The organism is Entomohabitans teleogrylli, assembly GCF_001484765.1.
Taxonomy (GTDB): Bacteria; Pseudomonadota; Gammaproteobacteria; order Enterobacterales; family Enterobacteriaceae; genus Entomohabitans; species Entomohabitans teleogrylli.
The window spans coordinates 96,778-122,388 of the sequence record NZ_KQ947376.1 but is presented as its reverse complement, the minus strand read 5'-3'; the positions used below and the strand labels follow the sequence as shown (position 1 = coordinate 122,388).

Annotated in this window: 27 protein-coding genes and 1 other annotated feature; of the genes, 11 read left to right on the top strand and 16 right to left on the bottom strand. The window is 54.3% G+C overall.

Annotated features, from left to right (window positions below; all coding sequences use genetic code 11):
* Window positions 1-14 precede the first annotated feature (14 nt).
* Window positions 15-138: a sequence feature (Phe leader region), on the bottom strand.
* The 5 genes from pheM to thrS form a co-directional block, all read right to left on the bottom strand.
* Window positions 89-133, bottom strand: coding sequence for a pheST operon leader peptide PheM (gene pheM, locus AQ981_RS27535; protein ID WP_001386830.1), 45 nt, complete (start codon window positions 131-133; stop codon window positions 89-91). Its footprint overlaps the feature before it by 45 nt.
* 233 nt (window positions 139-371) lie before the next feature.
* Window positions 372-728: a 50S ribosomal protein L20 gene (rplT, locus tag AQ981_RS00610; RefSeq protein ID WP_058909815.1), complete on the bottom strand. Its 357-nt coding sequence runs from the start codon at window positions 726-728 to the stop codon at window positions 372-374.
* A gap of 94 nt (window positions 729-822) precedes the next feature.
* A complete protein-coding gene (gene rpmI / locus AQ981_RS00605; RefSeq protein ID WP_001124225.1) occupies window positions 823-1,020 on the bottom strand; it encodes a 50S ribosomal protein L35 in 198 nt (65 codons plus the stop codon).
* 96 nt (window positions 1,021-1,116) lie between these two features.
* Entirely contained in the window at window positions 1,117-1,659 is a 543-nt protein-coding gene (gene infC, locus AQ981_RS25610; protein ID WP_071608774.1) for a translation initiation factor IF-3, read from the bottom strand.
* Window positions 1,660-1,662: 3 nt separating this feature from the next.
* Window positions 1,663-3,591, bottom strand: coding sequence for a threonine--tRNA ligase (thrS, locus tag AQ981_RS00595; RefSeq protein ID WP_058909814.1), 1,929 nt, complete (start codon window positions 3,589-3,591; stop codon window positions 1,663-1,665).
* Window positions 3,592-4,507: 916 nt separating this feature from the next.
* Here thrS and AQ981_RS00590 point away from each other — a divergent pair.
* Window positions 4,508-5,173 (top strand): helix-turn-helix transcriptional regulator, encoded by a 666-nt coding sequence (locus AQ981_RS00590; RefSeq protein WP_058909813.1) that lies wholly within the window; start codon window positions 4,508-4,510, stop codon window positions 5,171-5,173.
* A gap of 31 nt (window positions 5,174-5,204) precedes the next feature.
* Here the strand turns inward: AQ981_RS00590 and AQ981_RS00585 are convergent, their stop codons facing one another.
* The 5 genes from AQ981_RS00585 to AQ981_RS00565 are packed head-to-tail and all read right to left on the bottom strand — an operon-like array spanning window position 5,205 to window position 11,380.
* Window positions 5,205-6,950 (bottom strand): acetyl/propionyl/methylcrotonyl-CoA carboxylase subunit alpha, encoded by a 1,746-nt coding sequence (locus tag AQ981_RS00585; RefSeq protein ID WP_058909812.1) that lies wholly within the window; start codon window positions 6,948-6,950, stop codon window positions 5,205-5,207.
* The gene (locus tag AQ981_RS00580) at window positions 6,943-8,538 is read right to left on the bottom strand and encodes a 5-oxoprolinase subunit B/C family protein (RefSeq protein WP_058909811.1); all 1,596 of its coding nucleotides are present in this window, start codon (window positions 8,536-8,538) and stop codon (window positions 6,943-6,945) included. Before AQ981_RS00580 ends, AQ981_RS00585 begins: the two co-directional genes overlap by 8 nt.
* Before the next feature lies 1 nt (window position 8,539).
* Entirely contained in the window at window positions 8,540-9,349 is an 810-nt protein-coding gene (locus tag AQ981_RS00575; protein ID WP_058909810.1) for a putative hydro-lyase, read from the bottom strand.
* Between the two features lie 9 nt (window positions 9,350-9,358).
* Window positions 9,359-10,129, bottom strand: a complete 771-nt coding sequence (locus AQ981_RS00570; RefSeq protein WP_058909809.1) for a LamB/YcsF family protein — start codon at window positions 10,127-10,129, stop codon at window positions 9,359-9,361.
* A gap of 9 nt (window positions 10,130-10,138) precedes the next feature.
* Window positions 10,139-11,380 (bottom strand): NRAMP family divalent metal transporter, encoded by a 1,242-nt coding sequence (locus AQ981_RS00565; RefSeq protein WP_058909808.1) that lies wholly within the window; start codon window positions 11,378-11,380, stop codon window positions 10,139-10,141.
* Window positions 11,381-11,861: 481 nt separating this feature from the next.
* Here AQ981_RS00565 and AQ981_RS00560 point away from each other — a divergent pair, with 481 nt between their 5' ends.
* Both AQ981_RS00560 and yniD read left to right on the top strand, forming a co-directional pair.
* Complete coding sequence (locus AQ981_RS00560) at window positions 11,862-12,530, top strand: GntR family transcriptional regulator (RefSeq protein ID WP_058909807.1); 669 nt, start codon at window positions 11,862-11,864, stop codon at window positions 12,528-12,530.
* 31 nt (window positions 12,531-12,561) lie between these two features.
* Entirely contained in the window at window positions 12,562-12,669 is a 108-nt protein-coding gene (yniD, locus tag AQ981_RS27105) for a small membrane protein YniD (protein ID WP_121500593.1), read from the top strand.
* Between the two features lie 190 nt (window positions 12,670-12,859).
* On the opposite strand, the gene AQ981_RS00555 is transcribed toward yniD, so the two are convergent.
* Both AQ981_RS00555 and AQ981_RS00550 read right to left on the bottom strand, forming a co-directional pair.
* Window positions 12,860-13,078: a YdgH/BhsA/McbA family protein gene (locus AQ981_RS00555; protein ID WP_058909806.1), complete on the bottom strand. Its 219-nt coding sequence runs from the start codon at window positions 13,076-13,078 to the stop codon at window positions 12,860-12,862.
* A gap of 296 nt (window positions 13,079-13,374) precedes the next feature.
* On the bottom strand, window positions 13,375-14,133 hold the full coding sequence (locus AQ981_RS00550) for a DUF481 domain-containing protein (RefSeq protein ID WP_058909805.1): 759 nt from the start codon (window positions 14,131-14,133) through the stop codon (window positions 13,375-13,377).
* A 283-nt stretch (window positions 14,134-14,416) separates the two neighbouring features.
* Here AQ981_RS00550 and pfkB point away from each other — a divergent pair, with 283 nt between their 5' ends.
* From pfkB to AQ981_RS00530, 3 genes are all read left to right on the top strand, one after another.
* Window positions 14,417-15,349: a 6-phosphofructokinase II gene (gene pfkB / locus AQ981_RS00540; RefSeq protein ID WP_058909803.1), complete on the top strand. Its 933-nt coding sequence runs from the start codon at window positions 14,417-14,419 to the stop codon at window positions 15,347-15,349.
* 55 nt (window positions 15,350-15,404) lie between these two features.
* Window positions 15,405-15,713, top strand: a complete 309-nt coding sequence (gene ghoS, locus AQ981_RS00535; RefSeq protein WP_058909802.1) for a type V toxin-antitoxin system endoribonuclease antitoxin GhoS — start codon at window positions 15,405-15,407, stop codon at window positions 15,711-15,713.
* 84 nt (window positions 15,714-15,797) lie between these two features.
* The gene (locus AQ981_RS00530) at window positions 15,798-16,658 is read left to right on the top strand and encodes a fructosamine kinase family protein (RefSeq protein WP_058909801.1); all 861 of its coding nucleotides are present in this window, start codon (window positions 15,798-15,800) and stop codon (window positions 16,656-16,658) included.
* Between the two features lie 43 nt (window positions 16,659-16,701).
* Here the strand turns inward: AQ981_RS00530 and AQ981_RS00525 are convergent, their stop codons facing one another.
* A complete protein-coding gene (locus AQ981_RS00525) occupies window positions 16,702-17,238 on the bottom strand; it encodes a YniB family protein (RefSeq protein WP_058909800.1) in 537 nt (178 codons plus the stop codon).
* A gap of 144 nt (window positions 17,239-17,382) precedes the next feature.
* Here AQ981_RS00525 and hxpB point away from each other — a divergent pair, with 144 nt between their 5' ends.
* The 4 genes from hxpB (at window position 17,383) to AQ981_RS00505 (ending at window position 21,234) form a co-directional block, all read left to right on the top strand.
* Window positions 17,383-18,066: a hexitol phosphatase HxpB gene (gene hxpB, locus AQ981_RS00520; RefSeq protein WP_058909799.1), complete on the top strand. Its 684-nt coding sequence runs from the start codon at window positions 17,383-17,385 to the stop codon at window positions 18,064-18,066.
* 104 nt (window positions 18,067-18,170) lie between these two features.
* Window positions 18,171-18,932, top strand: coding sequence for a 2-dehydro-3-deoxy-D-gluconate 5-dehydrogenase KduD (gene kduD, locus AQ981_RS00515; RefSeq protein WP_058909798.1), 762 nt, complete (start codon window positions 18,171-18,173; stop codon window positions 18,930-18,932).
* A gap of 106 nt (window positions 18,933-19,038) precedes the next feature.
* Window positions 19,039-19,626: a metal-dependent hydrolase gene (locus tag AQ981_RS00510; RefSeq protein WP_058909797.1), complete on the top strand. Its 588-nt coding sequence runs from the start codon at window positions 19,039-19,041 to the stop codon at window positions 19,624-19,626.
* Between the two features lie 216 nt (window positions 19,627-19,842).
* Window positions 19,843-21,234, top strand: coding sequence for an L-cystine transporter (locus AQ981_RS00505; protein ID WP_058909796.1), 1,392 nt, complete (start codon window positions 19,843-19,845; stop codon window positions 21,232-21,234).
* Between the two features lie 500 nt (window positions 21,235-21,734).
* Here AQ981_RS00505 and AQ981_RS00500 read toward each other — a convergent pair whose 3' ends face one another.
* Both AQ981_RS00500 and cedA read right to left on the bottom strand, forming a co-directional pair.
* Window positions 21,735-22,028, bottom strand: a complete 294-nt coding sequence (locus AQ981_RS00500; RefSeq protein WP_058909795.1) for a bacteriocin — start codon at window positions 22,026-22,028, stop codon at window positions 21,735-21,737.
* A gap of 403 nt (window positions 22,029-22,431) precedes the next feature.
* Window positions 22,432-22,662 (bottom strand): cell division activator CedA, encoded by a 231-nt coding sequence (cedA, locus tag AQ981_RS00495; RefSeq protein ID WP_058909794.1) that lies wholly within the window; start codon window positions 22,660-22,662, stop codon window positions 22,432-22,434.
* A gap of 204 nt (window positions 22,663-22,866) precedes the next feature.
* Between cedA and katE the strand changes: the two genes are divergently transcribed.
* Entirely contained in the window at window positions 22,867-25,119 is a 2,253-nt protein-coding gene (katE, locus tag AQ981_RS00490; RefSeq protein WP_058909793.1) for a catalase HPII, read from the top strand.
* Window positions 25,120-25,169: 50 nt separating this feature from the next.
* Here the strand turns inward: katE and osmE are convergent, their stop codons facing one another.
* A complete protein-coding gene (gene osmE, locus AQ981_RS00485; RefSeq protein WP_058909792.1) occupies window positions 25,170-25,508 on the bottom strand; it encodes an osmotically-inducible lipoprotein OsmE in 339 nt (112 codons plus the stop codon).
* Between the last annotated feature and the right edge of the window lie 103 nt (window positions 25,509-25,611).

Here is a 25,611-nt window from a genome sequence, read left to right as displayed (position 1 = left end):
GAGCAAATTCAGAAACAAAAAAAGCCTCCATCGGGAGGCTTTTTGGCGCTGTTTTTCGTTTCTTCTCGCACGCGCTAGCCTCCTGATATCAGGTGCTAAAGTAAAAAAAGAAGCGGAAAATAGCAGCATTCATGCTTGCGTTACCTTGTAGGGTAAAAACCGTAACGCCTTATTGAAAAGGCTTGCCGGGATAAAGTCAACGTTCTGATAAAGTTATGCCCTAAATAATTCCGGTTACGGCAAGGTGGTCGTCAGAGAGTGAATCCTCAGCGCTTATTTAAATCGCTGACTGAGAATCGCCTGCGTACATGTCACCTGGAGAATAACGGGCAAAATGAAAAGAGGGAGCCAGGCCCCCTCTCTCAACTGGCTTATGCCAGCGCTGATTTCGCTTTTTCAACCAGAGCAGTGAATGCTGCTTTGTCGAATACGGCGATGTCAGCCAGGATCTTACGGTCGATTTCAACAGAGGCTTTTTTCAGGCCGTTGATGAACTTGCTGTAAGAGATACCGTTCTGACGTGCTGCTGCGTTGATACGTGCAATCCACAGTTGACGGAACTGACGCTTTTTCTGACGACGGTCACGATAAGCGTACTGACCAGCTTTGATAACAGCCTGGAAGGCAACGCGGTATACGCGAGAACGCGCACCGTAGTAACCTTTAGCTTGTTTCAAAATTTTCTTATGACGTGCACGTGCAATCACACCACGTTTTACGCGAGCCATATGCTCTCTCCTGTATCTATTCTGAGTGGCCCTTCATGATTCCTGCCGCAGCGTGAAATCTGGGGGCGATAAAAAAATTAAACGTTAACGAAACTTATGCGTACGGCAGGCACGCGATAACCAGACCCAGATCGCCTTTAGAAACCATGGCTTTCGGGCGCAGGTGACGTTTACGCTTAGTCGCTTTTTTAGTCAGAATATGACGCAGGTTAGCGTGCTTGTGCTTAAAACCACCTTTACCGGTTTTTTTGAAGCGCTTAGCAGCACCGCGTACGGTCTTAATTTTTGGCATCTTTTTAACTTCCACTTCGCATTGTTAATAAATGAAACGAAGGCGAACAAATCCCATGGAACCCACAGGCCCCACAGGAAATGTTACTTGACGGCCTTACTGTTTCTTCTTCGGAGCGAGCACCATGATCATCTGGCGGCCTTCGATCTTCGTTGGGAAGGATTCGACTACTGCCAGTTCTTGCAAATCGTCTTTCACGCGATTAAGCACTTCCATACCGATTTGCTGGTGGGCCATTTCACGCCCGCGGAAACGCAGGGTGATTTTGGCCTTATCGCCTTCTTCGAGAAAGCGTATCAGGCTGCGGAGTTTTACCTGATAATCGCCTTCATCTGTACCAGGGCGGAATTTAATTTCCTTAACCTGGATAACTTTTTGCTTCTTCTTCTGTTCCTTAGAAGATTTGCTTTTTTCATAGAGGAACTTGCCGTAATCCATTATGCGGCAAACTGGCGGCTCGGCGTTAGGACTGATCTCTACCAGATCAACCCCAGATTCTTCAGCCTTTTCAAGAGCTTCTCTCAGACTGACAATTCCAATCTGCTCGCCATCCAGACCTGTTAAGCGAACCTCCTGGGCACGAATCTCACCGTTGATGCGATTCGGACGCGCTGTTTGAACTCGTTTTCCGCCTTTAATACCTTATTCCTCCAGTTGGTGAAGATTGCGGCTGCGTATCTCTTGCTGCAGCTTTTCAATCACTTCGTTTACGTCCAGGCTTCCCAGATCGTTGCCGCGGCGGGTACGAACGGCCACTTTGCCAGATTCGACCTCTTTATCGCCACAAACCAACATGTACGGGACACGGCGTAATGTGTGCTCGCGGATTTTAAAGCCTATCTTCTCGTTTCTCAAGTCCGCTTTTACACGAATGCCCGCATTTTGCAGTTTTCGGGTCAATTCGTTAACGTATTCGGCCTGTCCGTCGGTGATATTCATGACCACCACCTGCACCGGCGCCAGCCAGGTCGGGAAGAAACCGGCGAACTCTTCCGTCAGAATCCCGATGAAGCGTTCCATCGAGCCGAGAATAGCGCGGTGAATCATCACCGGCACCTGGCGTTCGTTATTCTCGCCGACGTAGGACGCGTTGAGGCGCGCCGGCAGCGAGAAGTCGAGCTGGACAGTGCCGCACTGCCAGGCGCGATCCAGGCAGTCATAGAGCGTGAACTCGATCTTCGGACCGTAAAACGCCCCCTCTCCCGGCTGGTAGTCAAACGGAATGTTGTTCTCTTCCAGCGCGACCGCCAGATCCGCCTCGGCGCGATCCCACATTTCATCAGTACCGATACGCTTATCCGGACGAGTAGACAGTTTCACCACGATTTTTTCAAAACCGAATGTGCTGTACATATCGTACACCATGCGGATACAGCTGTTCACTTCATCGCGAACCTGCTCTTCCGTACAGAAGATATGGGCATCGTCCTGGGTAAAACCGCGTACACGCATCAAACCATGCAGCGCGCCGGACGGCTCATTGCGGTGACAACTGCCGAACTCCGCCATGCGCAACGGCAAATCACGGTACGATTTCAGCCCCTGGTTGAAAATCTGCACGTGACCCGGGCAGTTCATCGGCTTAATGCAGTATTCACGGTTCTCTGACGAGGTAGTGAACATGGCGTCTTTGTAGTTGTCCCAGTGGCCGGTTCTTTCCCACAGTACCCGGTCCATCATGAACGGGCCTTTTACTTCCTGATACTGGTACTCTTTCAGTTTCGAACGTACGAAGGTTTCCAGCTCGCGGAAGATAGTCCAGCCGTCGTTATGCCAGAACACCATACCCGGCGCTTCTTCCTGCATATGGTACAGATCAAGCTGCTTGCCGATTTTACGGTGATCGCGCTTCGCCGCCTCTTCCAGGCGCTTCAGGTAGGCATTAAGCTGTTTTTTATCTGCCCAGGCGGTACCGTAAATGCGCTGCAGCATTTTATTGTTGCTATCGCCGCGCCAGTAGGCGCCGGCGGTCTTCATCAGTTTAAAGTGATGACAGAAACGCATGTTCGGGACATGAGGTCCACGGCACATATCCACGTACTCTTCGTGATGATACAGACCAGGCTTATCGTCATGCGCGATATTTTCATCAAGAATCGCCACCTTGTAGCTTTCGCCACGCGCAGCAAACGTAGCGCGGGCCTCCTGCCAGGAGACTTTTTTCTTGATGACGTCGTAATTCTTTTCCGCCAGCTCGTGCATACGCTTTTCAAGCTGGTCCAGATCTTCCTGCGTCAGGGTGTGGTCGAGATCGACATCATAGTAGAAACCGTTGTCGATAACCGGGCCGATGGCCATTTTGGTGTTCGGCCACAGTTGCTTAATGGCGTGTCCCAGCAAATGCGCGCAGGAGTGGCGAATAATCTCCAGGCCGTCTTCATCTTTTGCGGTGATGATGGCCAGCTTCGCGTCGCTGTCGATGGGATCGCAGGCGTCTACCAGTTCGCCATTAACGCGACCAGCAACACAGGCCTTCGCCAGGCCCGGACCAATATCCAGCGCCACATCCATTGGGCTTACGGCATGGTCATAATGGCGTTGACTGCCATCAGGAAGGGTAATAACAGGCATTAATAAGTCCTTATTTGCAGTGGTGACCCATACGAGAGATCACATACAAAATTGCATGAATAAAAAAATTAGCAGGCTATGGCGTGTTATTTGCTTCACTCTGCAAACTCTGTACCGCGTGGCGGTGATCCACCCGCAGCACCCACAGCCGCCTGCTACTCAGACCGGATAATAGTACACGCCATTGCGCCAGGGTTAAAGCCGTCCGCAAAGATAACCCATTAGTCCCGGGGAGATTGAGCTGCCATTCCGTCTGGCCGGCTGCGGCAGTGGATACGCCGACGCCGCAGGTTCACCGGCTTCAAACCGGAATGACGCTCTCGTCCCTCGGCCCATCGCGGCGAGCGTCTGGCGGATCCAACTCAACTTTCTTGATGTCTCCATACTACCCTACCAACCTTCATCAGGCTTCCCCTTCCCTTATTTGAGCGCTTCACGCGCGCAAGTTAACACCTGATGATTGTTGAATACGGTCTCGCCAAAAAACCAGGAATTTTCTTACAAAAATAACTTTTAAATAAGACTTAAAAGCCCTAAAAATCGTCATAAAAGCGCCTTTTTCAGGCATTAAAACGCCCACCAGGAAAAGTCCCTAATTAAGCCCATAAACTGCGCCTAATAGCTGCATAAATTTAGTATATAATATCAACAAAAATGGCGTAATTAATACGTAACCATCAGATATTAATAATAATTATCACAATGAAAAAATATTACAAAATGGCCAAATAAAAAAGATTGAATCATTCTGAAAATGCCTAAATTCACATCGAAATTCGATTTAAAGCAGGGTATATTTCTTAGCGTAAAAAAAGATATACATTTCTTTTAGTTTCCAGACATGTAAACACTTACAATTTAAAGGTATCAATAATTCTTAGTCGAACCGCTCCATCAGGTAAGGAAACAGGGCGCTATGGCCACATTTAACTCACCCCAGCTGCGATATAAGTTTATCTTGCTGACCCGTAATCTTTATTACGGTATTGCCCTGCACTCGGTATTTGAGGAGGTGTACAACGATTCTCTTCTTAAGAAAAATCTTAACGAACCATTATCACTGTATCTGACTGATAAACTCGTGAATATCTACTATTTTTGTCAGTTGCATCCGTTGATTGAGCAGTTAAGTACGGAGAATGTCCTTAGTGAGTTAACGGTACAAATGAAAAGCAGCGTGCTGCGCGGCAAGAGCATCGATAACCTGCTCTTTTTCGTCGATCTGTTTGATAAAGAAAATAATAGTTTCGCCAGCCTGGACTGCGCCGCTACGCCCAGTGAAGCCGGTGATATTATCCAGCGCTTTCTGCAGCACTGCTTCGCCTGTGTCACCAGAACCAAAGAGTATTTTGACAAAGATATGATCTACACCGATCGCGAACAGCGTATCGGGTTGCTGCTGCTGCACAGTTTCTCCACTAAGGAGATAGCCCATCAGCTGAATGTCAGCGATAAATGTATCTATCGGGATAAAGAAAATTTTTTATTCAAGGTACAAAAACAGGCGGAACATCACTATGCGCTAATGCGGCGGAAAAAAGGGATCGCCCTTCCCGATAGCGTGCAGGAAGAGCGTTCCTGAACCGCCGAAAGGCCGGCGGTATGGCAGTGACTCAGATAATCACAGCCAGAACCTGCCCCATATCCAGCGAGCTTCCGGCGGCAGCCTGATGCGTCAGCCTGCCGTTGCGTGGGGCAATGACCGGAACCTCCATCTTCATGGCTTCCATAACCGCAATGGTTTCCCCTTCCGCTACCTGGTCGCCATCATCCCGCAACCAGCCGTGCAATATTCCGGTGATCGGCGCCGGCACATCGTTTTCCCCAGCGGCGGGCAATGCCGCCGTGGTAGATTGCGCCGGGCTGATGACGCCAGTACTGAACAATCCGACAGGTAGCCCCAGGGAGACCCGACGCCCTTCCAGTTCAATCCAGGTGCGGGTGATAGTATCCTGGACAGCGGGAAGCTGGCGCGGCGCGATAGTCAGGCGCTCGCTGAGTTCGGTTTCTATCCACCGGGTGTGTACCCGGAAATCCTCGCTAAAATCAGGTTCTTCAAGCACCGCCTGATGAAACGGCAACACCGATGCCACACCGTCAATACTAAACTCCGCCAGCGCCCGCCGCGCTCTGGCGATAGCCTGTTCGCGGGTTGCGCCGGTGACAATCAGTTTCGCCATCATCGAATCATAACTGCCGGGGATAACCGATCCCGCCTCCACGCCGCTGTCCAGTCGCACGCCAGGCCCGGACGGCGCTTCAAACAGGCTGATGGTGCCCGGCGTCGGTAAATAGCCCCTCCCCGGATCCTCGGCATTAATGCGAAATTCAATGGCATGACCGCGCGGCGCCGGAGTCTGCGTCACGCTGAGCGGTAGTCCCAGAGCGACGCGCAGTTGCTCAATCACCAAATCGATCCCCGCCGTTTCTTCCGTGACCGGATGTTCAACCTGCAGACGGGTATTCACTTCCAGGAAGGACAGCGTACCATCGCGACTCAGGAGAAACTCGACGGTACCGGCCCCAACATAGCCGGCGGCGGCACAGATATCGCGGGCCGCACTGTGAATCGCCTCCCGTTGAGCATCGCTGATAAACGGCGCCGGCGCTTCTTCCACCAGTTTCTGATTACGCCGCTGCAGTGAACAGTCGCGGGTACCGATCACCACCACATTACCCTGCCGATCCGCCATGATTTGCGCTTCAATATGGCGCGGTCGGTCAAGGTATTGCTCGACATAGCATTCGCCGCGACCAAACGCCGCTTGCGCCTCGCGCACCGCGGAATGGTATAGCTCAGTCACTTCTTCCATACGCCATGCGACCTTCAGGCCGCGCCCGCCGCCGCCAAACGCCGCTTTTATCGCCACCGGCAGGCCGTATGTGGCAGCAAAATCCATCACCTCCGCCGCGCTACGTACCGGATCGGCGCTGCCCTGTACCAGCGGCGCCCCCACCGCAAGGGCGATTTTACGCGCCTGCACTTTGTCGCCCAGTTGCTCAATGGTTTCCGGCGACGGCCCAATCCAGATCAGACCCGCGTTCTGTACCGCCCGGGCAAAATCAGCCCGTTCGGAAAGAAAGCCGTATCCCGGATGCACCATCGTGGCGCCAGCGCGCTGCGCGACAGCAATGATTTTTTCAATGTTCAGATAGGTATCCGTCGGGGCCACGCCTGGCAGCGCCCAGGCCTGGTCAGCCATCCTGACGTACAGCGACTCTGCGTCTGGATCGGCATACAGCGCAATGCTCTCCATGCCGCAATCGCGACAGGCGCGAATAATACGCACCGCAATCTCTCCGCGGTTGGCGATCAGGACTTTATGCTCACTGGCGGGTAACTGACAGAGGTTATGCATCGCAGGACAGGCTCCCGTTAATTTCACTGAAAGGACGAATAAGGTTAAAACGAATCCAGGCCCCCGGGGGGATCTGCCCGGCAAGATCGAGATGGTAGTGCGCGACGGCGCCAATCACCGGATAGCCGCCGGTTAAAGGATGATCGTTGAGGAACAGCACCGGCTGGCCGCTGGCCGGCACCTGTATGGCACCACAGCAGGTACCTTCGCTGGGGAGTTCCTGAAGCTGTACCCGCTCCAGCGCCTGATCGCCCTGCAGACGCAAACCGATGCGGTTAGACTGCGCGGTGACCAGCCAGGACTGCCCGGTCAGCGTCTCAAGCGCCTGGCGACTAAACCAGTCAGTGCGCGGGCCCGCAATCAAATCAATGGTGACAACGTCACCTTTCTTAGGTAAAGCGACAAATGGCCCCTCGTGCGGAAGAACCGCGTTGAGCGGTGTATTCGGTAACGCGCAGAGTACGTCGCCCGCTTTTAGCGGCGCCGGCCCCACCCCGGCCAGCGAATCCCAGGAAGCGCTGCCCAGCCCGCTCTCCACCGCGCATCCGCCGCGCACCGCCAGATAACTGCGCAGGCCGCTGGCGGGCGCACCCAGTGCAATTTCATCTCCGGCGGCAAGACTCAGCGGTTTGCCTGGCGCCATCTGCCAACGCTGCCCCTGCGCCGTCAACGCGATCGGACATGGGGCGCCGGTGATAGCAATCACCAGATCGCGCTCCGCCCGGGCGCGCAGACCGCCCTGGGTTATCTCAAGACAGGCGGTTGACGCAGGATTACCGACAATCCGGTTGGCGCAACGCCAGGCCGCTTTGTCCATGGCGCCGGATTCCGAAACCCCCATCCCCGCCTGACCTGCACGCCCGCCGTCCTGCCAACTGGTCTGTAGCCCGGGCGCCAGTATCGTTAAAACGCGTTCGCCCGCTTCCCGGGGAACCGGCGCTGTCGCGTCGGACTGCGCCAGTGAAATCCGCGGCGAAGAGTGTTTTTCATCCACAAACCACACTTCCGCACCGGGCAACAGCAGCGCTGGCTGGCTGCGGGCCATATCCCACATTTTCGCCGATGTCTGACCAATTAATTGCCACCCTCCCGGGCTGGCCTGCGGATAGATACCGCTGAACTCCCCGGCCAGCGCCACCGAGCCGGCCGGAATGCGGGTTCGGGGCGTAGAGCGGCGCGGCGTTTGCCACGGCTCGCCGCAGGAGACCATATAGGCAAATCCCGGCGCAAAGCCGGTAAACGCGACCTTCCACGGCGCCGCCTGATGGCGGGAGATCACTTCACGAACGCTGATCCCCATATGTTCGGCCACCGCGGCCAGATCTTCGCCGTCGTAGCGCACCGCAATGGTCACCCGGCACACATCGCGCTCGCGGCGGCTATCAGGACGACGCTGTGCGATAGCCTGGGCCAGCGGCTGCACCTGTTCCGGGCTCGAACAGCGAACCAGCAGGGTGCGCGCCGCCGGTACCAGTTCCTCAATCCCCGCCAGCGGCCGATCGCTCAGGGAGTCGTACAGCGCCAGGGTGTCATCCAGCGACCCCAGCTCAACCAGAAAGCTTTGCAAATTAACCGGTAAAAAACGCACGTCACGCTCCCTGCCAGGCGGCATCGGGAACATCAGTAATAAACATATGGCCGGGCGCATGGCTGATAGCGAACGGCACACCGGATTTCATCACCGCCGCCTGAGGGGTAACGCCGCAGGCCCAGAACACCGGGATCTCGCCGGGCTCAATGCGCACCGCATCGCCGAAGTCAGGACGCATAATATCGGCAATCCCCAGCCTTGCGGGTTCGCCGATATGTACCGGCGCGCCGTGGACCGCCGGAAAACGTCCGGAGATCATCACCGCATCGGCGACCCGGTCCGCCGGAATCGGGCGCATGGAGACCACCAGTTCGCCACTCAGCCGCCCGGCCGGGCGACACAGACGGTTAGTTTTGTACATCGGCACATTACAGTCATCGGTAATATGACGTACCTCGATGCCGGCTTCACGCAGCGGCGTTTCGAAGGTAAAGCTACAGCCAATCAGAAAGGTGACCAGATCGGGATGCTGCGCCCACAGCGCGCTGGCGTCGGTAATTTCATCCACCAGCTTCCCGTGTTCCCATACCCGGTAGCGTGGAATATCGCTACGCAGATCGGCCCCCTCCGCCAGCACGGTCTGGTGACCGCCGGCCTCAATCACATCCAGTACCGGGCAGCTCTGCGGGTTACGCTGGGCGTAAAGTAAAAAGTCAAATGCCCAGTCGCGCGGTAAGCAGATCATATTGGCCTGGGTCATACCGGGCGCCATCCCGGCGGTCGGTTTATCAAATCCGCCGCGAATCTGTTCACGGGCTTGCCGTGCGGCGCGAATCGCCTGCTCGCTGGCTCTCATCAATGAATTCACATTCGCTCCTTATGCCGGATCAACAAATGAACGGATCGCAATGCCGTGGGATTCGAGAATTTGACGCACCTGACGCGCCATATCGATAGCCCCCGGGCTGTCGCCGTGTACGCAGATAGAATCCGCGGCAATGGCGGTGAAGGTGCCTTCCACTGACGCGACACCCCCTTCGGTCACCAGTTGCAGCATCCGCTGCGCGACCTGTTGAGGATCGTGGAGTACCGCTCCGGCTTCCCGACGCGATACCAGGGTGCCGTCGGCGTGATAGGCGCGATCGGCGAAAGCTTCAGCGATGGTGTTCAATCCTCGTGAGTGGGCGAGCGCGATAATCGGCGCGCCAGCCAGCGCCACCAGCGGCAGTTCCGGCGCGACAGCTTTAATCGCGTCGATCACCGCCAGGGCCTGGCGTTCATTGGCGGCAATGGTGTTGTACAGCGCGCCATGGGGTTTAACGTAACGCACCGGGGTACCGGCGGCTTTTGCCAGCCCCTGCAGCGCTCCTATCTGATAAATCACATCAGCGATCAGCTCCTCGCTCGCCACATCCATATTACGACGGCCAAACCCCACCAGATCCGGGTACGACACATGAGCGCCGACCGTCACACCGCAGGCGGCCGCGGCGCGCAGCGTCTCCAGAATGCCGTCCGGCGAACCGGCGTGAAAGCCGCAGGCTACGTTAGCGCTACTGACGACCCGCAGGATGGCGGCATCGTCCCCCATCTTCCACTGGCCATAGCTTTCACCCAGATCGCTGTTGAGATCGATTTTCTTTAACATGTTTTATCCTCAGACAATCTTCAGGAAACTGAAAATGGTGCTCACCGACAGCGCCCCCATATACCAGGTCAGCGCGCAGGTCACCACCCCGCTCCACAGCAGCCAGCGCGGATAGCGGTAGCCCTGCATCAAATCGGCGCGTTTCCAGCCCACGTAAACGAAAATAGTCAGCCCGACCGGCAGCACCAGCCCGTTAAATCCGCCAGCAAAGACCAGCAGCGCGGCCGGCGCGGTGCCCATCATCAGGTAAATAACCAGCGAGACGGAAATAAAAATCAGTGTGGCGATCCCGCGCTGGCGATCGGTCATCCCATTCTTAAATACCGTCATAAAGGAGACCGAGGTATAAGCGGCGCCAATCACACTGGTCAACGCCGCCGCCCAGAAGATAAAGCCGAACAGGCGTACGCCAAATTCTCCCAGCGCATAGCTGAAGGCCTGGGAGGCCGGGTTCGAAGCCTGCCCGGAGAGATCCAACGTCACGCCGCTGGCGACAACCCCAAGGATCGCCAGGAACAGGATATAGCGCATGATGCCGACCACCAGAATACCTTTATTGGCGGCGGAGGAGACTTCGTTGATATGCTCCGGCCCGACCATACCTTTATCCAACAGGCGATGCGCGCCAGCGTAGCAGATATAGCCGCCAACCGTGCCGCCGACGATGGTGGTGATGGTGGCAAAGTTCACCGAATCCGGCAGCACCGTCTGGTACAGAGCTTCGCCGACCGGCGGCGCGGCGACAATCATGACGCCAAACATCAGGGCGATCATCAGCAACCCCAGCACAATCATCAGCCGGTCGATAGCGGTACTGGCGCGGCGCGACGAAAAAATATAAATCGCGAACAGCGCGCTAATCAGGCCGCCCCATTTTGGTGCAATCCCGAACATGGCGTTCATGCCCAACCCGGCGCCGGCAATATTACCGACGTTAAACACCAGGCCGCCGAAGATCACCAGTACTGACAGCAGATAACCGCTGCCGGGCAACGCCGCGTTGGCGACATCAGAGGCGCGCATACGGGTCAGTGTGACTACGCGCCAGATATTTTGTTGCACCACAAAATCAATCACCACCGACGCGAGGATGCCAAACGCAAAGGCGGCGCCCATCGTGGCGGTAAAGGTGGTGGTTTGGGTGATAAATCCGGGACCAATAGCCGATGTCGCCATCAGGAAGATAGCGGCAATCAGCGACGAGCGTCTTTTACTGACAAATGATTTATTGTCTGTTTCCACAGCAGCCATAGCACATTACTCCCCTGTCGTTGCTTAGTCTTGATACCCGTTATCGGCTGATTGTCGTTGCGCATCCCCGGTCAGGTTTCACCTGTTCCGGATCAGCGCCTGGGCTGTTCAACGCCGCGGCGACGTTGTCCGGCGCGCCACAATCAAGGTTATTAACCAAGCAAGAATCAGACCATGTTGTTCAGTTGCGTTGTTGTATTTGTTAATCAATCATTAATGGATTGTTGAACAATAAATTAGTAATCGCGGATTAATTAGACAAAAAGAATATTCATCTCAGTGATGAAACAGTGAAGCCGATCACTTTCTGTCGCCGGCATGGCGCCAGAGCCCTGCCAGAAATCACCAAAATGGTGCATAAAAAATCATGATGCATCATTTCGGTGCATAATCAGTCGATTCCCCGGGGCGGCTCAGCTTGCCGCAGATCGGCAAATATGTGAATATTGCCGCTCTGCTGTATTCCCCGTGGTAGGACTGAATGAAAAAAGAGGCGCCGGTTCAAACGCTAATCGAACGTACGGCTGAGACCATCCGACAAAAAATTATTGCCGGCGATCTGATCCCCGGAACCCGTCTTTCAGAAACCGCTCTCAGCGAACAGCTGAATATCTCACGCAACACGCTACGGGAAGTGTTTCGCTTGTTAACTCAGGAAGGGTTGCTGCGCCATGAACCCAATCGCGGCGTTTACGTCTCATTGCCGGATATGGCGGCGATTATTGATATTTACCGCATCCGACGCCTGATCGAGTGTGACGCGCTGCGCCACGCCTATCCTCTGCACCCGGCGGTAATGCGCATGGAAGCGGCTGTCGCTGCGGCCCGGCAATGGCGCGAACAGGGAAACTGGCGTAGTGTTGGTACTGAGAACATGGCGTTTCACACCGCCATCGTCGAGCTTTCCGACAGCGAGAGGCTCATGCGCCTGTACCGGCATATTTCGGCGGAGCTGCGCTTAGCTTTTGGTCACTTAAACGATCACGAGATGCTCCACGCACCCTATATTGATAAAAATGCAGCGATTCTGGCGCTGCTCAATCAGGGCCAGAATGAGCGGGCCGCCGCAGAGATGGAAGCCTATCTGGAACTCTCGCAGCGTACGGTGCTGGCCGCGCTGGCGCGCTACCAGCAGGCCGGCAATCGTTAATCATCGCCAGTCTGTCCACGGGGGGAAACTGATGCCTTCAAAACGATTTGTTAAAAAACACGGCAAGATGGTGATAGTACTGGTGGCGATTTGCGCGGCGATGCTGCTGCTGCGCTGGGCGGCGATGATTTGGGGCTGAATCCGTCTGCATAAAAACCGCGGGAAAGGATTTTAAAATAATGTCACGAGGCGCCACACTTTCCGGTACGCCATTTTATTCGACAGTGAAAAAGAAATAAAAAAACCGGAACAGCAAATCCGGTTCTTTTATTACACGCTCAATAAGATAAAACTGATAATGTTTCGGCTACAGGCGCCGGAGAAATTAATCAGGACCATTCTCCGGCAACCAGTGTATGCACATTGAAGGCATCATTCATTGACTGACCGGTCGACAGCGCGCCTGGCGCGATATTTGAGCCGGCTTCAACAACGCTGGCTTTTACAGCCGCACTAGTGCCATTATCCTGTGCTGGCTGAGCGGCGAAGGCCCCGAATGACAGCATCGACAGCACCATTGCCGCAGCGGTGATATGGGTTATTTTCATATTTATATTCTCGAATGTTTTGTTATATAGCAGGTCACTGGCCCACAAGTTAATAATAGATCTACGTCACACTTTTTACCAGCCAATCGGTTTGGCTTTTTGTGGCAAATAAATTAAACACCCGATTCCCTCCGGCAAATATGAAGAAATCATGGAATTATCGTCAGCGAACAATTTTGATTTAATTGAAACGTCAAGTTAATTAAATCGAACCCAATAACAGGCAGGCAAACGTCGGCCGCAGATTAGCGGCAATGACAATGGGCCGGTAACTAACGCCGGCCCTGAAGACAGATTTACATCTTATAGCCCAGCGTGACCGATGTGCGGGTATCCGTATGCTCTGGCGCTGTAGACGGTGGGTTTGAGTTCCAGGAGACGTTATAGGCGACCTTCAGGCCGAAATGTTCGTTAATCGCCACATTAAGCGCGGTTTCCGAGTTTACCGTAGTATCTTCACTTCCCAGTACCGCCACCCCCTGGCTGAATTTAGCCGTGTCGGTGAACTGCCACGCCCAGGTACCGGAGGCGTAACCAAGCGCCTGGGTTTTATGAGTACCATCGGTATACTCGTCGTAGCGCACGCCCGGGCCAAATTCCATGCGCAGGCTCTGCTGCGGACCGTTAAGGATCTGACGTCCGTAACCGCCGGTAAAGACGTCGCGCTCATGGTAGCCATTAAAGCGATCGGTAAGCCAGCTGGCCTGGCCAAAGACATAGTTCAGATCGGTCAGGTTATAGCGCCCGCGGCCACCGGCACTGTACTTTTCCGAAGATCGTTCATCGTTTGATGACGTATTGCTGGCATTACCCCATAGCGACCAGGCGGTGGTATTACCGTACCAGGTCATGGTGGAGTCGGCAGTCAGCGATGAGTTGGTGGAATTCCCCGATTGCGCGAGATAACCAGCATTGATAGTGCCTTCAAAGGGTTTTTTCGCGGTGGAAGGATCGTCCATGACAGTAAAAACATTATCGTCTGCAACAGCGAAGTGATTCACAAGCGTGCTTCCCGTCAGTAACAACGCTGCGGGTACTGTCTTCAAAAGATTCATTTAACGTATTGTCCGTACAACAAAAAAGAGACGCTTACGGTCCCGGAATGTTTTCTGAGGATCAAGGAATGATGGCCAGAGAAAGGGGGCAAATTATAAAAAAGCCCGAAAAGCATAGCAATGGATTCTTATTTCATTTTTTGAATAAGGGCGCTCTGAAAATCATTAAAAATTACTATGAACTTCCTTTTTATATTCATATTGAAAATCAGACTGTTAATTCTTTCCTGTTGAAATATCGGTGCTACCCTTCTTAAAGCATTCCGTGATAACAGGAGGTGATATGGCTGCGATTTACACTTTAACGCTGGCGCCGTCACTCGACAGCGCGACGCAAACGCCGCAAATCTACCCGGAGGGCAAACTGCGCTGTAGCGCGCCGCACTTTGAACCTGGCGGCGGCGGGATTAATGTCGCCAGAGCGATCGTTCACCTGGGCGGCGAAGCCACCGCGCTGTTTCCCATCGGCGGCGCTACCGGGGAACATCTTCTCACCCTGCTGCGCGAAGAGCGCGTCGCCACCGACCCGCTGATCACCAGCGACTGGACGCGGCAAAACCTGCACGTGCATGTCTCATCAAGCGGTGAGCAATATCGTTTCGTCATGCCCGGCGCATCATTGAGCGCCAGCGAATATCAGGCGCTGGCGCAAAAGGCGCTGGCGGTGCCCGCCGGCTCATTGCTGGTTATCAGCGGCAGCCTGCCCCCGGGCGTCAGCGTCAGTCAATTCACCTCGCTGATCGAAAAGCTGATTCAGGCCGGCGTGCGCTGCGTTGTCGACAGCTCCGGCGATGCGCTAAGCGGAGCGGTGCAGGTGGGTAATATTGAGCTGGTAAAACCGAACCAGAAGGAGCTCAGCGCGCTGGTGAATCGTTCCCTCAGTCGCCCCGATGATGTGCGCCAGGCGGCAATGGAACTGGTCGCCCGCGGCGCCGCCAGATATGTTGTGGTCTCTCTCGGTCCCCAGGGGGCGCTGGCAGTAGACGCCGGGCAGTGTATTCAGGTGGTTCCTCCGCCAATGAAAAGCCAGAGTACCGTCGGCGCCGGGGACAGTATGGTCGGCGCCATGGTGCTGAAACTGTCGCAGGGGGCGTCGCTGCTGGATATGGCGCGCTACGGCGTCGCCGCCGGCAGCGCTGCAACCCTGAATCAGGGAACCCGGCTGTGCTCAGCGGAGAATACCGCCGCTATCTACCAGTATCTGTGCCGGCAATAGCAGCGTACGATGCGCAAGCGGATGAATATTCAAAGATATCCTGATGAGGTGAACCATGAGCCAGGAACCGATTACCCGCTATATTATCAATATCGTCTGGCAGGCTAAGGGACTGACGCCGCTGAACGAACTCAACAATCATCTGACCCGGGCCGGTTTTCAGCTCACCATGGCCGACGATGAGGGAAAAATTCACGATCTGGGTCCCGGCAGCTACGGGTTCGTCACCCCACTTAGCCAGCAGGAGGTAACGGAGCTGGTCACCTCTCTGGCGACCAGCGCTATTGGCGAAACGCCGGACATCACCATCACCACCTGGGAGCAGTGGCGCCAGGAAAAAATAAGCGATTTTCCCGAACCCTGAATGCGGGTTGTGCGATACATCGTTGTTTTGATCGCCGGTTACGCGCTAAGGTAATGATATGTCAGACAACATGGGGATAACATTATGTGGCAAGCCATCAGTCGTCTGTTAAGTGAGCAACTCGGCGCAGCGGAAATCGAACAGCGAGTCGAGCTACCCGGCGGAGAAATCCACGCAGCCTGGCGTTTACGCTATGCCGGGAAGGATTTTTTCGTAAAATGCGATGAACGCGAACTACTCCCCATCTTCACCGCCGAATCCGACCAGTTGCAGTTGCTGGCACGCAGTAAAACGGTGGCGGTGCCGACTGTCTGGGGCGTTGGCAGCGACCGGGATTATAGTTTCCTGTTGCTGGAATATTTGCCCATGAAACCCCTTGACGCCCATAACGCGTTCTTACTGGGGCAGCAACTGGCCAGGCTGCACCTGTGGAGCGACCAGCCGCAGTTCGGCCTCGACTTTGATAATGATCTCTCGACAACACCGCAGCCTAACGCCTGGCAGCGGCGCTGGTCGACCTTCTTCGCCGAGCAGCGCATTGGCTGGCAACTGGAGCTGGCGGCGGAAAAAGGCATTCAGTTTGGCGATATCGATCAGATTGTCGACCTGGTTCAACAAATGCTGGCGGCCCACCAGCCGCAGCCGTCGTTACTGCACGGGGATTTGTGGTCCGGTAACTGCGCCCTGGGGCCGCTGGGGCCGGTAATTTTCGATCCCGCCTGCTACTGGGGCGACCGGGAGTGCGATCTGGCAATGCTGCCGCTGCACCCGGAGCAACCACCACAGATCTATGACGGCTACCAGTCGGTGTCCCCGCTACCGGCGGATTTTCTCGACAGACAGCCGCTGTATCAGCTGTATACCTTACTCAACCGGGCGATACTGTTCGGCGGGCAGCATCTGGTCGCCGCCCAGCAGGCGCTGGAGCGTATACTTGCCGCCTGAGGAAAGACACTGCGCCCGGCGCTCGCTGGCCGGGCGTAAGGCGCTACAGAAAGCCTAACAGTTTAAAGAAGAAGTACCCGGCGACAATAATCAGCACCGGCAGCACATAAAGCGGGAAAAACTGCAGCAAAATCGTGTGATGAGGCACCACGACCCGGGCTTCCAGTTGGGCGCGGCTCAGCCCTTCTTCGCCTTTGGCTTTTTCCAGAATCAGTTGATCCTCGATGCCTTCGCGCAGGAAACGAGACTGACGCCACATACGCGCGCCGGAAGTCTGCAGAGCGATACCGACAAAAATCAGAATATAGATAACCCAGAACATGACGTTGGCCTGATGCTGAAAATTGGGTAGCGGCGAGTTGTACCAAAAAATGTTCAGGAAAGGTGTATTGAAACGCACCATATCGATCATGACATGGGCGAAATCCAGCATGACGGCATTGATGCCGGGCTGCTTGTCGCTGTGTTCATACATGAACTTCAGCACGGAAATAACCGTTGAGATCAGTGCCGGAATAAAAACCAGCCACCCCACAACCCGTTTCAGTATGGCAAGCCGTCCCGCTTGTTGATACGTCATTCTTTCCCCTTGATTCAGACGTCGTAATAAGAGCGCCTTAAGTCTACCCTGAACCGGGAATTTTCGCCTGAATTTTGATAACCGATGGCTAAAGGGTAACATCTGACAAGTCTAATTCTCTTCATCCAGTACAGGAGTAGTACCATGACCACAGCACCTCAGGTGTGCGCCGCGATTTTTGATATGGACGGTTTGCTGATCGATTCCGAACCCTTGTGGGACGAAGCGGAACTGGAAATCATTGCGTCGCTGGGCGTAGATATTTCACGCCGCGGCGAAATGACGGATGCCCTGGGGTTGCGTATCGATATGGTTGTCGATATGTGGTACGCCCTTCAGCCCTGGCAGGGTCCGTCGAAAGCCGAGGTGACCGGGCGCATCATCAACCGGGCCATAGAACTGGTGGAAGAGAAACGGCCCATCCTGCCCGGCGTGCGCGAAGCGGTGGCCCTGTGTAAAGCCCGGGGCCTGAAAGTGGGTCTGGCTTCCGCCTCGCCGATGAGAATGCTTGAACAAGTGCTGCAAATGCTGGGATTGCGCGAACAATTTGATGCCCTGGCCTCCGCAGAACATCTGCCCTACAGCAAGCCCCATCCGCAGGTCTACCTCGACGCGGCGGCCAAACTCGGGGTTAACCCCCTGCAGTGCGTCACGCTGGAAGATTCAATAAACGGAATGGTCGCCACTAAAGCCGCCCGGATGCGCTCCATCGTTGTACCCGCGGCGGAAAACCGTGCCGATCCGCGCTGGACGCTGGCGGATGTGCAACTGCCATCCCTCATCGAACTGACGCCGGCGCATCTGTTGGATCAGCCAATTAAAAAATAAAACGCCGTTTCATAAAAATTGTTTTTTGCGCCCTCCACGGTTATGCTTTCAGGTAAAGGGTACGCCATTCCGGCGTGCCCGATGCATTACACTGTGGGGGTACTATGATACTGGACGCTTTCAGTCTTCAGGGGAAAGTTGCCATTGTCACCGGTTGTGACACCGGTTTGGGGCAAGGTATGGCGCTGGGTCTCGCCGGCGCTGGCTGCGATATCGTCGGCGTGAGCCGTAAAATTCCCCACGATACCGCTGCTAAAGTGCAGGCCCTGGGACAGCAGTTCACTGCCGTTCAGGCCGATCTCAGCCGCCAGGAAAATATTGCGCAGGTCGTTGCCCAAGCCGTTGAGCACAAGGGGCATATCGACATTCTGGTCAACAATGCCGGCACTATTCGCCGCGCCGATGCGCTGACCTTCAGCGAACAAGACTGGGACGATGTGATTAATCTGAACCTGAAATCGGTCTTTTTTCTCTCCCAGGCGGTGGCGCAGCAGTTTATTCGCCAGAACAGCGGCGGGAAAATCATTAACATCGCCTCAATGCTCTCCTTCCAGGGCGGCATCCGGGTCCCCTCTTATACCGCCTCCAAAAGCGGCGTGCAGGGATTAACCCGCCTGCTGGCTAACGAGTGGGCGGCGAAAGGCATTAATGTCAACGCCATTGCTCCAGGCTATATGGAGACGAATAACACCCAGGCGCTACGCGAAGATGAAGCACGCAACCAGCAAATTCTGGAGCGGATCCCCGCAGGCCGCTGGGGGACCCCGGAAGATCTCCAGGGCTGCGTCATTTTTCTCGCCTCGCGGGCGTCGGACTATGTTAATGGCTACACTATCGCGGTAGACGGCGGCTGGCTGGCGCGCTAGCGTCAGGCTGTGGTGTGACGTTGACAAACTGTTACAGCGTCACTACTTCCCCCCACTATATAAAAACCCTATACTGGATAAATCGACAGTAACCCTGGGTTGTATCATGACGGCGGAAGGCCACCTGCTTTTTTCTATTGCCTGTGCGGTCTTCGCTAAGAACGCGGAACTCACGCCGGTGCTCGCCCAGGGCGACTGGTGGCATATTATCCCTTCGGCGGTCCTGACCTGCCTGTTGCCGGACATCGATCACCCGAAGTCCTTTCTCGGCCAGCGATTGAAATGGATTTCCGCGCCGATCGCCAGGGCGTTTGGCCATCGGGGTTTTACCCACAGCCTGCTGGCCGTCTTTGGCGGATTAACCCTGTTTTATCTGAAAGTTCCGGAGAGCTGGTTTATCCCCACCGATGCGCTACAGGGAATGGTGCTTGGCTACCTGAGCCATATCCTCGCCGATATGCTCACGCCGGCCGGGGTCCCCTTACTGTGGCCCTGCCGCTGGCGCTTCCGCCTGCCGCTGATCACCCCCCATAAGCACAACCAACTGGAACGCGCGCTGTGTATGGCGCTATTCGGTTTTGCTGTCTGGATGCCGTCATCCCTGCCGGAAAATGGCGCGGTGCGCTGGTCATCGCAGTTGATTTATTCGCTGCAAACCAGTTTCACGCACTTTATTTCCCATCGCGGCGACTAAAAAAGAGCCATAATCATTAATAAAAGAATAAACCATTCCTTTTGGGTATAAGCGAGCCGCCACGCCATCTGCTACCCTGTGCGGTATAAAGGCATGACCAATATTTCATGCCTGACAGGCCGGGATTGGTAACCTTTTCGGCGGTATTTTCCGCCATAGCGGCAAGTTATGTCGGGGTTGGCCGTCCCAGCCAGATAATAATGAAGGAGAACGGGGATGAACTTTCCACTTATAGCGAATATTGCGGTATTCGTTATCCTGCTACTGGCGCTGGCGCAGACCCGCCACACTCAATGGAGCCTGGCGAAAAAAGTCCTGTTGGGCCTGGCCGTTGGCGTGATCTTTGGTCTGGCGCTGCAGGTCATTTACGGCTCGGATAATCCGGTGATGGCGCAGTCTATTCAGTGGTTCAACATCGTTGGTAACGGCTATGTTCAGCTACTGCAAATGATTGTCATGCCGCTGGTCTTTGCCTCGATCCTCAGCGCGGTGGCCAGGCTGCATAATGCCTCATCGCTGGGGAAAATCAGCGTCCTGACCATTGGCACGCTGCTGTTTACCACACTGATCGCCGCCCTTGTCGGGGTGCTGGTCACCAACCTGTTTGGCCTGACGGCGGAGGGGCTGGTCCAGGGTAGCGCGGAAACGGCGCGCCTTAACGCCATAGAAAGCAACTATGCCGGGAAAGTGGCGAACCTGAGCGTACCGCAGCTGTTGCTGTCATTTATCCCCAAAAATCCGTTTGCCGATCTCACCGGCGCCAACCCGACATCGGTGATCAGCGTGGTGATTTTCGCCGCCTTCCTCGGCGTCGCGGCGCTGAAATTGCTTAAAGACGATGCCGCTAAAGGCCAGCGGGTTCAGGTGGCTATCGACACCCTGCAAAGCTGGGTGATGAAATTAGTGCGTCTGGTGATGCAACTGACCCCGTACGGGGTGATGGCGCTGATGACCAAAGTGGTCGCAGGCTCTAACCTGCAGGACATTATTAAACTGGGCAGCTTTGTGGTGGCCTCTTATCTGGGCCTGGCTATCATGTTCGGCGTCCACGCGCTGTTGCTACTGTTTACCGGCGTTAGCCCGATTAAATATTTCCGCAAGGTGTGGCCGGTACTGACATTCGCGTTTACCAGCCGTTCCAGCGCCGCCAGTATTCCGCTGAACATTGAAGCTCAGACCCGTCGCCTCGGCGTTCCGGAGTCTATCGCCAGTTTCGCGGCGTCGTTTGGCGCGACCATTGGCCAGAACGGTTGCGCCGGTCTCTATCCGGCGATGCTGGCAGTGATGGTGGCGCCGACCGTGGGCATTAATCCGTTGGATCCGATGTGGATAGCTGCCCTGGTCGGGATGGTGACCATCAGTTCCGCCGGGGTCGCCGGCGTCGGCGGCGGCGCGACATTCGCCGCGCTTATCGTGCTGCCGGCAATGGGTCTGCCGGTCACCCTGGTGGCGCTGCTGATTTCAGTGGAACCGTTAATTGATATGGGCCGTACCGCCCTGAATGTCAGCGGTTCAATGACCGCAGGGACGATTACCAGCCAGTTGATGGGGCAAACCGATAAACAGATCCTGAACAGCGAAGACGAGGCCGAACTGGCCCATCGTTAAAACATCTATGTAAAGTCCCTCCTCCGTAGCATCTTACTTAACGGAGGAGGCTCCCGGGTTGGAAAATTTCTATTAAATAACACTATATGACTCCGGAATAACGGGCTGTTTAAAATATGTATACATCGAATGGTATTGTTCGAAATAAAATCATCAAAACAGACCTTATGCAGAAATAAGAATACCTTCCTAAAAGTTACGGAGTCAGGAATAACATCAGTAGTACACTGTATTCATAGTTCTCTACATTATTGAATATCACGAATTATAAGTACCCATCGTCAAACAGGCCAAATCAAGAGCACTTCATGATGACCATAGTACATCAGAAAAGGTGCCGACATAAAAATCCCGGCACCTTTTTAAGAAAACAGGCCATTATCAGGCATCAATTAATGTTTTTTCGATAACAGAAAAACCATACTGCACTACCAGAATTGAATATCAAATCAATAAAAATTCAATTCAGAGAACATACCTGATGCCATAATATAAACCTATTACCATCCAAAGATAGAGTTTACCACACCAACTAAACCAATTTTTTCTGCAACTTTAGCCAGATCACGACCACCAGAAGATCCAAACATTTTCTGCATGTTTTCGATGAAGCGACTCGATGCGTCAGCTGCAGCCTTATCTTCCGGAACAGGTGGTGTCACAGGACCGTCTTCACTAAAAATTTTATTGATTGCTCCTGAAATATCAAGAGACTTCACGGTATTCATAACGAACAGCGCAAGAAAAATACCGCCATTGACTGATTCCATTTCTTTATTTGTTAACTGTTTCATATGTATCAATTATCCTTTTGTAAAAACAATCATAAAGAGGCATGAAAAAATTCAAGCCAGTAAATATATTACACCAACTTTCGCCCACCGCAATATGATACTCGTCATGCTTCAATCTTCACAAGCAATGTTTTATCTCACTCAACCACCCAGTCATTTTCATTTCAAAATTATGGCCATCTCAAGGCAAAATCAGAGTAATACAAGTAGAAGCGACTCATCTAAAATATAAACATTTTATATAAAAAAGCAAAACCCAGAAAAAAACAATATACTATCATTTGATAAGGAGTTTATCTGACTGTCTCTTTGATAATAAAAAAAACAAATTCATTTAACATTAAAATAGAGCAGCGCTGATAATAATGCGGTCATTATAACCTCAATACCATACCCAGGGACCTTATAATTCATCCTGCCTGACCTGATCGGCCCAGCGCTGGGCCGCCTGGGGCGCGTCAAACTTCGGGGACTGGCGAAAGCGATTCCCTGACAGCACAAACGCCACATATTTACCGCGCAACACCCAGACATCCCGGAACTCCTCCAGCCGCCAGGCATGTTCCGGCGGCGCCGGTTCAACCCGGGGCGTGTAACTAATGATGCGGCGATTTTGTTGGCGATGTGGTTTCATATGCGTCGGAATTCACTTAATTTCAATTGCACATTATGAACTTGCCATTATACCCCAGGACGCGCTGGAATGCCCTTATTCCTTAGCGCGCCGTCTCCTTCTTACCAGCCTGACGGCCTGCAGAGTCTGCCGGGTACTCTATAGTTAACGGGTTGTAACGCAACAACGACCATTTTTCAGTAATGAAAACAGGAGACGAGTGCAATGTCGAAACAACAACCAGAAAGCCATACTTCCCCGGTACATGATGCCAGTGAATCCCGGCCAGGCCTGGACTCGCTGGCGCCGGCTGATAATAGCCATCAGCCCCCCGCTAAACCCACGCTTCCCGGAGAGTTTCCCACCGCCCCCGGTAGCCTGAAAGCGCCGCAAACCCGCAGCGATAAGCTTGACGCCCTGGAACCGTTCCGCAAAGGTAGTAAAGAAGTACCGCTCACCACCAATCAGGGGGTGCGTATTGCTGACGATCAAAACTCACTGCGCGCCGGCAGTCGCGGGCCGACCCTGCTGGAAGACTTCATCCTGAGAGAGAAAATTACCCACTTCGACCATGAACGCATCCCGGAGCGCATCGTTCATGCCCGCGGTTCAGCAGCCCACGGCTATTTTCAGGCCTATGAGAGCCTGAGTGAATTCACCAAAGCGGATTTTTTGTCCGGGGCAGGTAAAACCACGCCGGTTTTTGTACGCTTCTCCACCGTCCAGGGCGGCGCCGGATCAGCCGATACGGTGCGGGATATCCGCGGTTTCGCCACCAAATTTTATACGCAGGAGGGGATTTTTGATTTAGTGGGGAATAACACGCCGGTATTTTTCATTCAGGATGCCCATAAATTCCCCGATTTCGTCCATGCGGTAAAACCGGAGCCCCACTGGGCGATTCCTCAGGGCGCCAGCGCCCACGATACCTTCTGGGACTATGTTTCACTGCAGCCGGAAACGCTACACAATGTGCTGTGGGCGATGTCCGATCGCGCTCTGCCGCGCAGCTTTCGCACGATGGAAGGTTTCGGTATTCACACTTTCCGCCTGATCAACGCCCACGGCAAAGCCACTTTCGTGCGCTTTCACTGGAAGCCGGTAGCCGGCAAGGCGTCGCTAATCTGGGACGAATCTCAGAAACTGACCGGTCGCGACCCGGACTTTCACCGCCGCGATTTATGGGAATCAATTGAAGCAGGCGATTTCCCGGAATATGAGCTTGGACTCCAGCTCATTCCTGAGGAAGATGAATTTAAATTCGATTTTGACCTGCTCGATCCTACCAAGCTGATCCCGGAGGAGCTGGTACCGGTCAGACTGGTAGGCAAAATGGTACTCAACCGCAATCCGGATAACTTCTTTGCCGAAAACGAACAGGCGGCGTTTCACCCGGGTCATATTGTGCCGGGACTGGACTTTACCAACGATCCGCTGCTTCAGGGGCGGCTCTTTTCCTACACCGATACCCAGATCAGCCGTCTCGGCGGAGCAAATTTCCACGAAATTCCAATTAACCGCCCAACTTGCCCGTATCACAACTTCCAGCGTGACGGTATGCACCGGATGGATATCGATACCAACCCCGCTAACTACGAACCGAACTCGATTAATGACAACTGGCCCCGGGAAACGCCGCCAGCGCCAAAACGCGGCGGTTTTGAATCTTACCAGGCTCGGGTGGACGGCGCCAAAATCCGCGAGCGCAGCCCCTCTTTCGGTGAATATTATGCCCATCCGCGACTATTCTGGAACAGCCAGACCCCGGTGGAACAGCAGCATATTATCGCCGCGTTCAGTTTCGAGCTGAGCAAAGTGGTACGCGGTTATATCCGCGAACGGCTGGTGGACCAACTGGCGCGGATTGATATCACGCTGGCGCAGGGAGTGGCCGACAATCTCGGCATTGTACTCAGCGACCAACAACGCAATATCGCTCCGCCTGCCGACGTTAACGGCCTGAAAAAAGATCCCTCTCTGAGCCTTTACGCCGTTGCCGGCGGGTCGATTAAGGGACGCGTGGTGGCCATTTTGCTTAATGAACGCACCCGCGCCAGCGATTTAATGGCCATACTGCAGGCGCTGACGGCCCAGGGCGTTCACGCTAAGCTGCTGTATCAGCGGATGGGCGAGGTCGAAGCTGACGATGGCTCACGCCTGCCAGTGGCGGGGACGTTCGCCGGTTCGCCTTCCGTTTCGGTAGACGCGGTGCTGGTGCCTGGAGGCGATATCGTACAACTCCGGCAGTGCGGCGAGGCCAGTTATTATTTACTGGAAGCCTATAAGCATCTGAAAGTCATCGGCCTGTGCGGTGAAGCGCGGAAATTAACCCGCGTTATTGGCGTCGACTCTCACGGCGAGCATGGCGTGGTGGAGGCGGATACCGCGGACGGGAATTTCATGGATACCTTCCTGCGCCAGTTAGCCGAACACCGTATCTGGTCCCGGGAGGGTAAAGCCGCGGCGGTTCCGGCATAAAAATAAGGGTGAGCCATAAGGCTCACCCTTATTTTATAACCGGAAAACGATTATTTCTGCTGCGCTGGATCGGTATCGTACTCTGCGCAACTCTGGTAGCCGGAATTCATCACATGACCGGTATCATCCAGCGCCACGAAGTAAGTTTCCATCTTGCCATCGCGCTGCCCCAGAATATAGGTCTGGCAGGTACCGCGGGCGTGAACCATCGTAATTTCCGATGACGGCTGACCGGCTATCTGGCGCACCTGCTCACGACTCATGCCTTTTTTCACATCTTTTACCACCGGCTGCGTGAACTGATCTTTGGTGCGATCGTAAGCCGTACACCCCGCCAGCATGGTCAGAACAGCTGCGGCGCCCAGAATTCCTGCAAAATGCTTGTTCATTATATGTCCTCTTATTATTTCACTCGTAGACTAAGCCTGGAATATAAAATAACATTTTTCAACCTGTTAGCACTTTTAGTTACAATCAATCACGATTATCTGT

Coding starts and splice junctions, on each gene's coding strand:
- rplT (WP_058909815.1), bottom strand. CDS start 728: ATGGCTCGCGTAAAACGTGGTGTGATTGCACGTGCACGTCATAAGAAA.
- rpmI (WP_001124225.1), bottom strand. CDS start 1,020: ATGCCAAAAATTAAGACCGTACGCGGTGCTGCTAAGCGCTTCAAAAAA.
- thrS (WP_058909814.1), bottom strand. CDS start 3,591: ATGCCTGTTATTACCCTTCCTGATGGCAGTCAACGCCATTATGACCAT.
- AQ981_RS00590 (WP_058909813.1), top strand. CDS start 4,508: ATGGCCACATTTAACTCACCCCAGCTGCGATATAAGTTTATCTTGCTG.
- AQ981_RS00585 (WP_058909812.1), bottom strand. CDS start 6,950: ATGCATAACCTCTGTCAGTTACCCGCCAGTGAGCATAAAGTCCTGATC.
- AQ981_RS00570 (WP_058909809.1), bottom strand. CDS start 10,129: ATGTTAAAGAAAATCGATCTCAACAGCGATCTGGGTGAAAGCTATGGC.
- AQ981_RS00565 (WP_058909808.1), bottom strand. CDS start 11,380: ATGGCTGCTGTGGAAACAGACAATAAATCATTTGTCAGTAAAAGACGC.
- AQ981_RS00560 (WP_058909807.1), top strand. CDS start 11,862: ATGAAAAAAGAGGCGCCGGTTCAAACGCTAATCGAACGTACGGCTGAG.
- yniD (WP_121500593.1), top strand. CDS start 12,562: ATGCCTTCAAAACGATTTGTTAAAAAACACGGCAAGATGGTGATAGTA.
- AQ981_RS00555 (WP_058909806.1), bottom strand. CDS start 13,078: ATGAAAATAACCCATATCACCGCTGCGGCAATGGTGCTGTCGATGCTG.
- AQ981_RS00550 (WP_058909805.1), bottom strand. CDS start 14,133: ATGAATCTTTTGAAGACAGTACCCGCAGCGTTGTTACTGACGGGAAGC.
- pfkB (WP_058909803.1), top strand. CDS start 14,417: ATGGCTGCGATTTACACTTTAACGCTGGCGCCGTCACTCGACAGCGCG.
- ghoS (WP_058909802.1), top strand. CDS start 15,405: ATGAGCCAGGAACCGATTACCCGCTATATTATCAATATCGTCTGGCAG.
- AQ981_RS00530 (WP_058909801.1), top strand. CDS start 15,798: ATGTGGCAAGCCATCAGTCGTCTGTTAAGTGAGCAACTCGGCGCAGCG.
- AQ981_RS00525 (WP_058909800.1), bottom strand. CDS start 17,238: ATGACGTATCAACAAGCGGGACGGCTTGCCATACTGAAACGGGTTGTG.
- hxpB (WP_058909799.1), top strand. CDS start 17,383: ATGACCACAGCACCTCAGGTGTGCGCCGCGATTTTTGATATGGACGGT.
- kduD (WP_058909798.1), top strand. CDS start 18,171: ATGATACTGGACGCTTTCAGTCTTCAGGGGAAAGTTGCCATTGTCACC.
- AQ981_RS00510 (WP_058909797.1), top strand. CDS start 19,039: ATGACGGCGGAAGGCCACCTGCTTTTTTCTATTGCCTGTGCGGTCTTC.
- AQ981_RS00505 (WP_058909796.1), top strand. CDS start 19,843: ATGAACTTTCCACTTATAGCGAATATTGCGGTATTCGTTATCCTGCTA.
- AQ981_RS00500 (WP_058909795.1), bottom strand. CDS start 22,028: ATGAAACAGTTAACAAATAAAGAAATGGAATCAGTCAATGGCGGTATT.
- cedA (WP_058909794.1), bottom strand. CDS start 22,662: ATGAAACCACATCGCCAACAAAATCGCCGCATCATTAGTTACACGCCC.
- katE (WP_058909793.1), top strand. CDS start 22,867: ATGTCGAAACAACAACCAGAAAGCCATACTTCCCCGGTACATGATGCC.
- osmE (WP_058909792.1), bottom strand. CDS start 25,508: ATGAACAAGCATTTTGCAGGAATTCTGGGCGCCGCAGCTGTTCTGACC.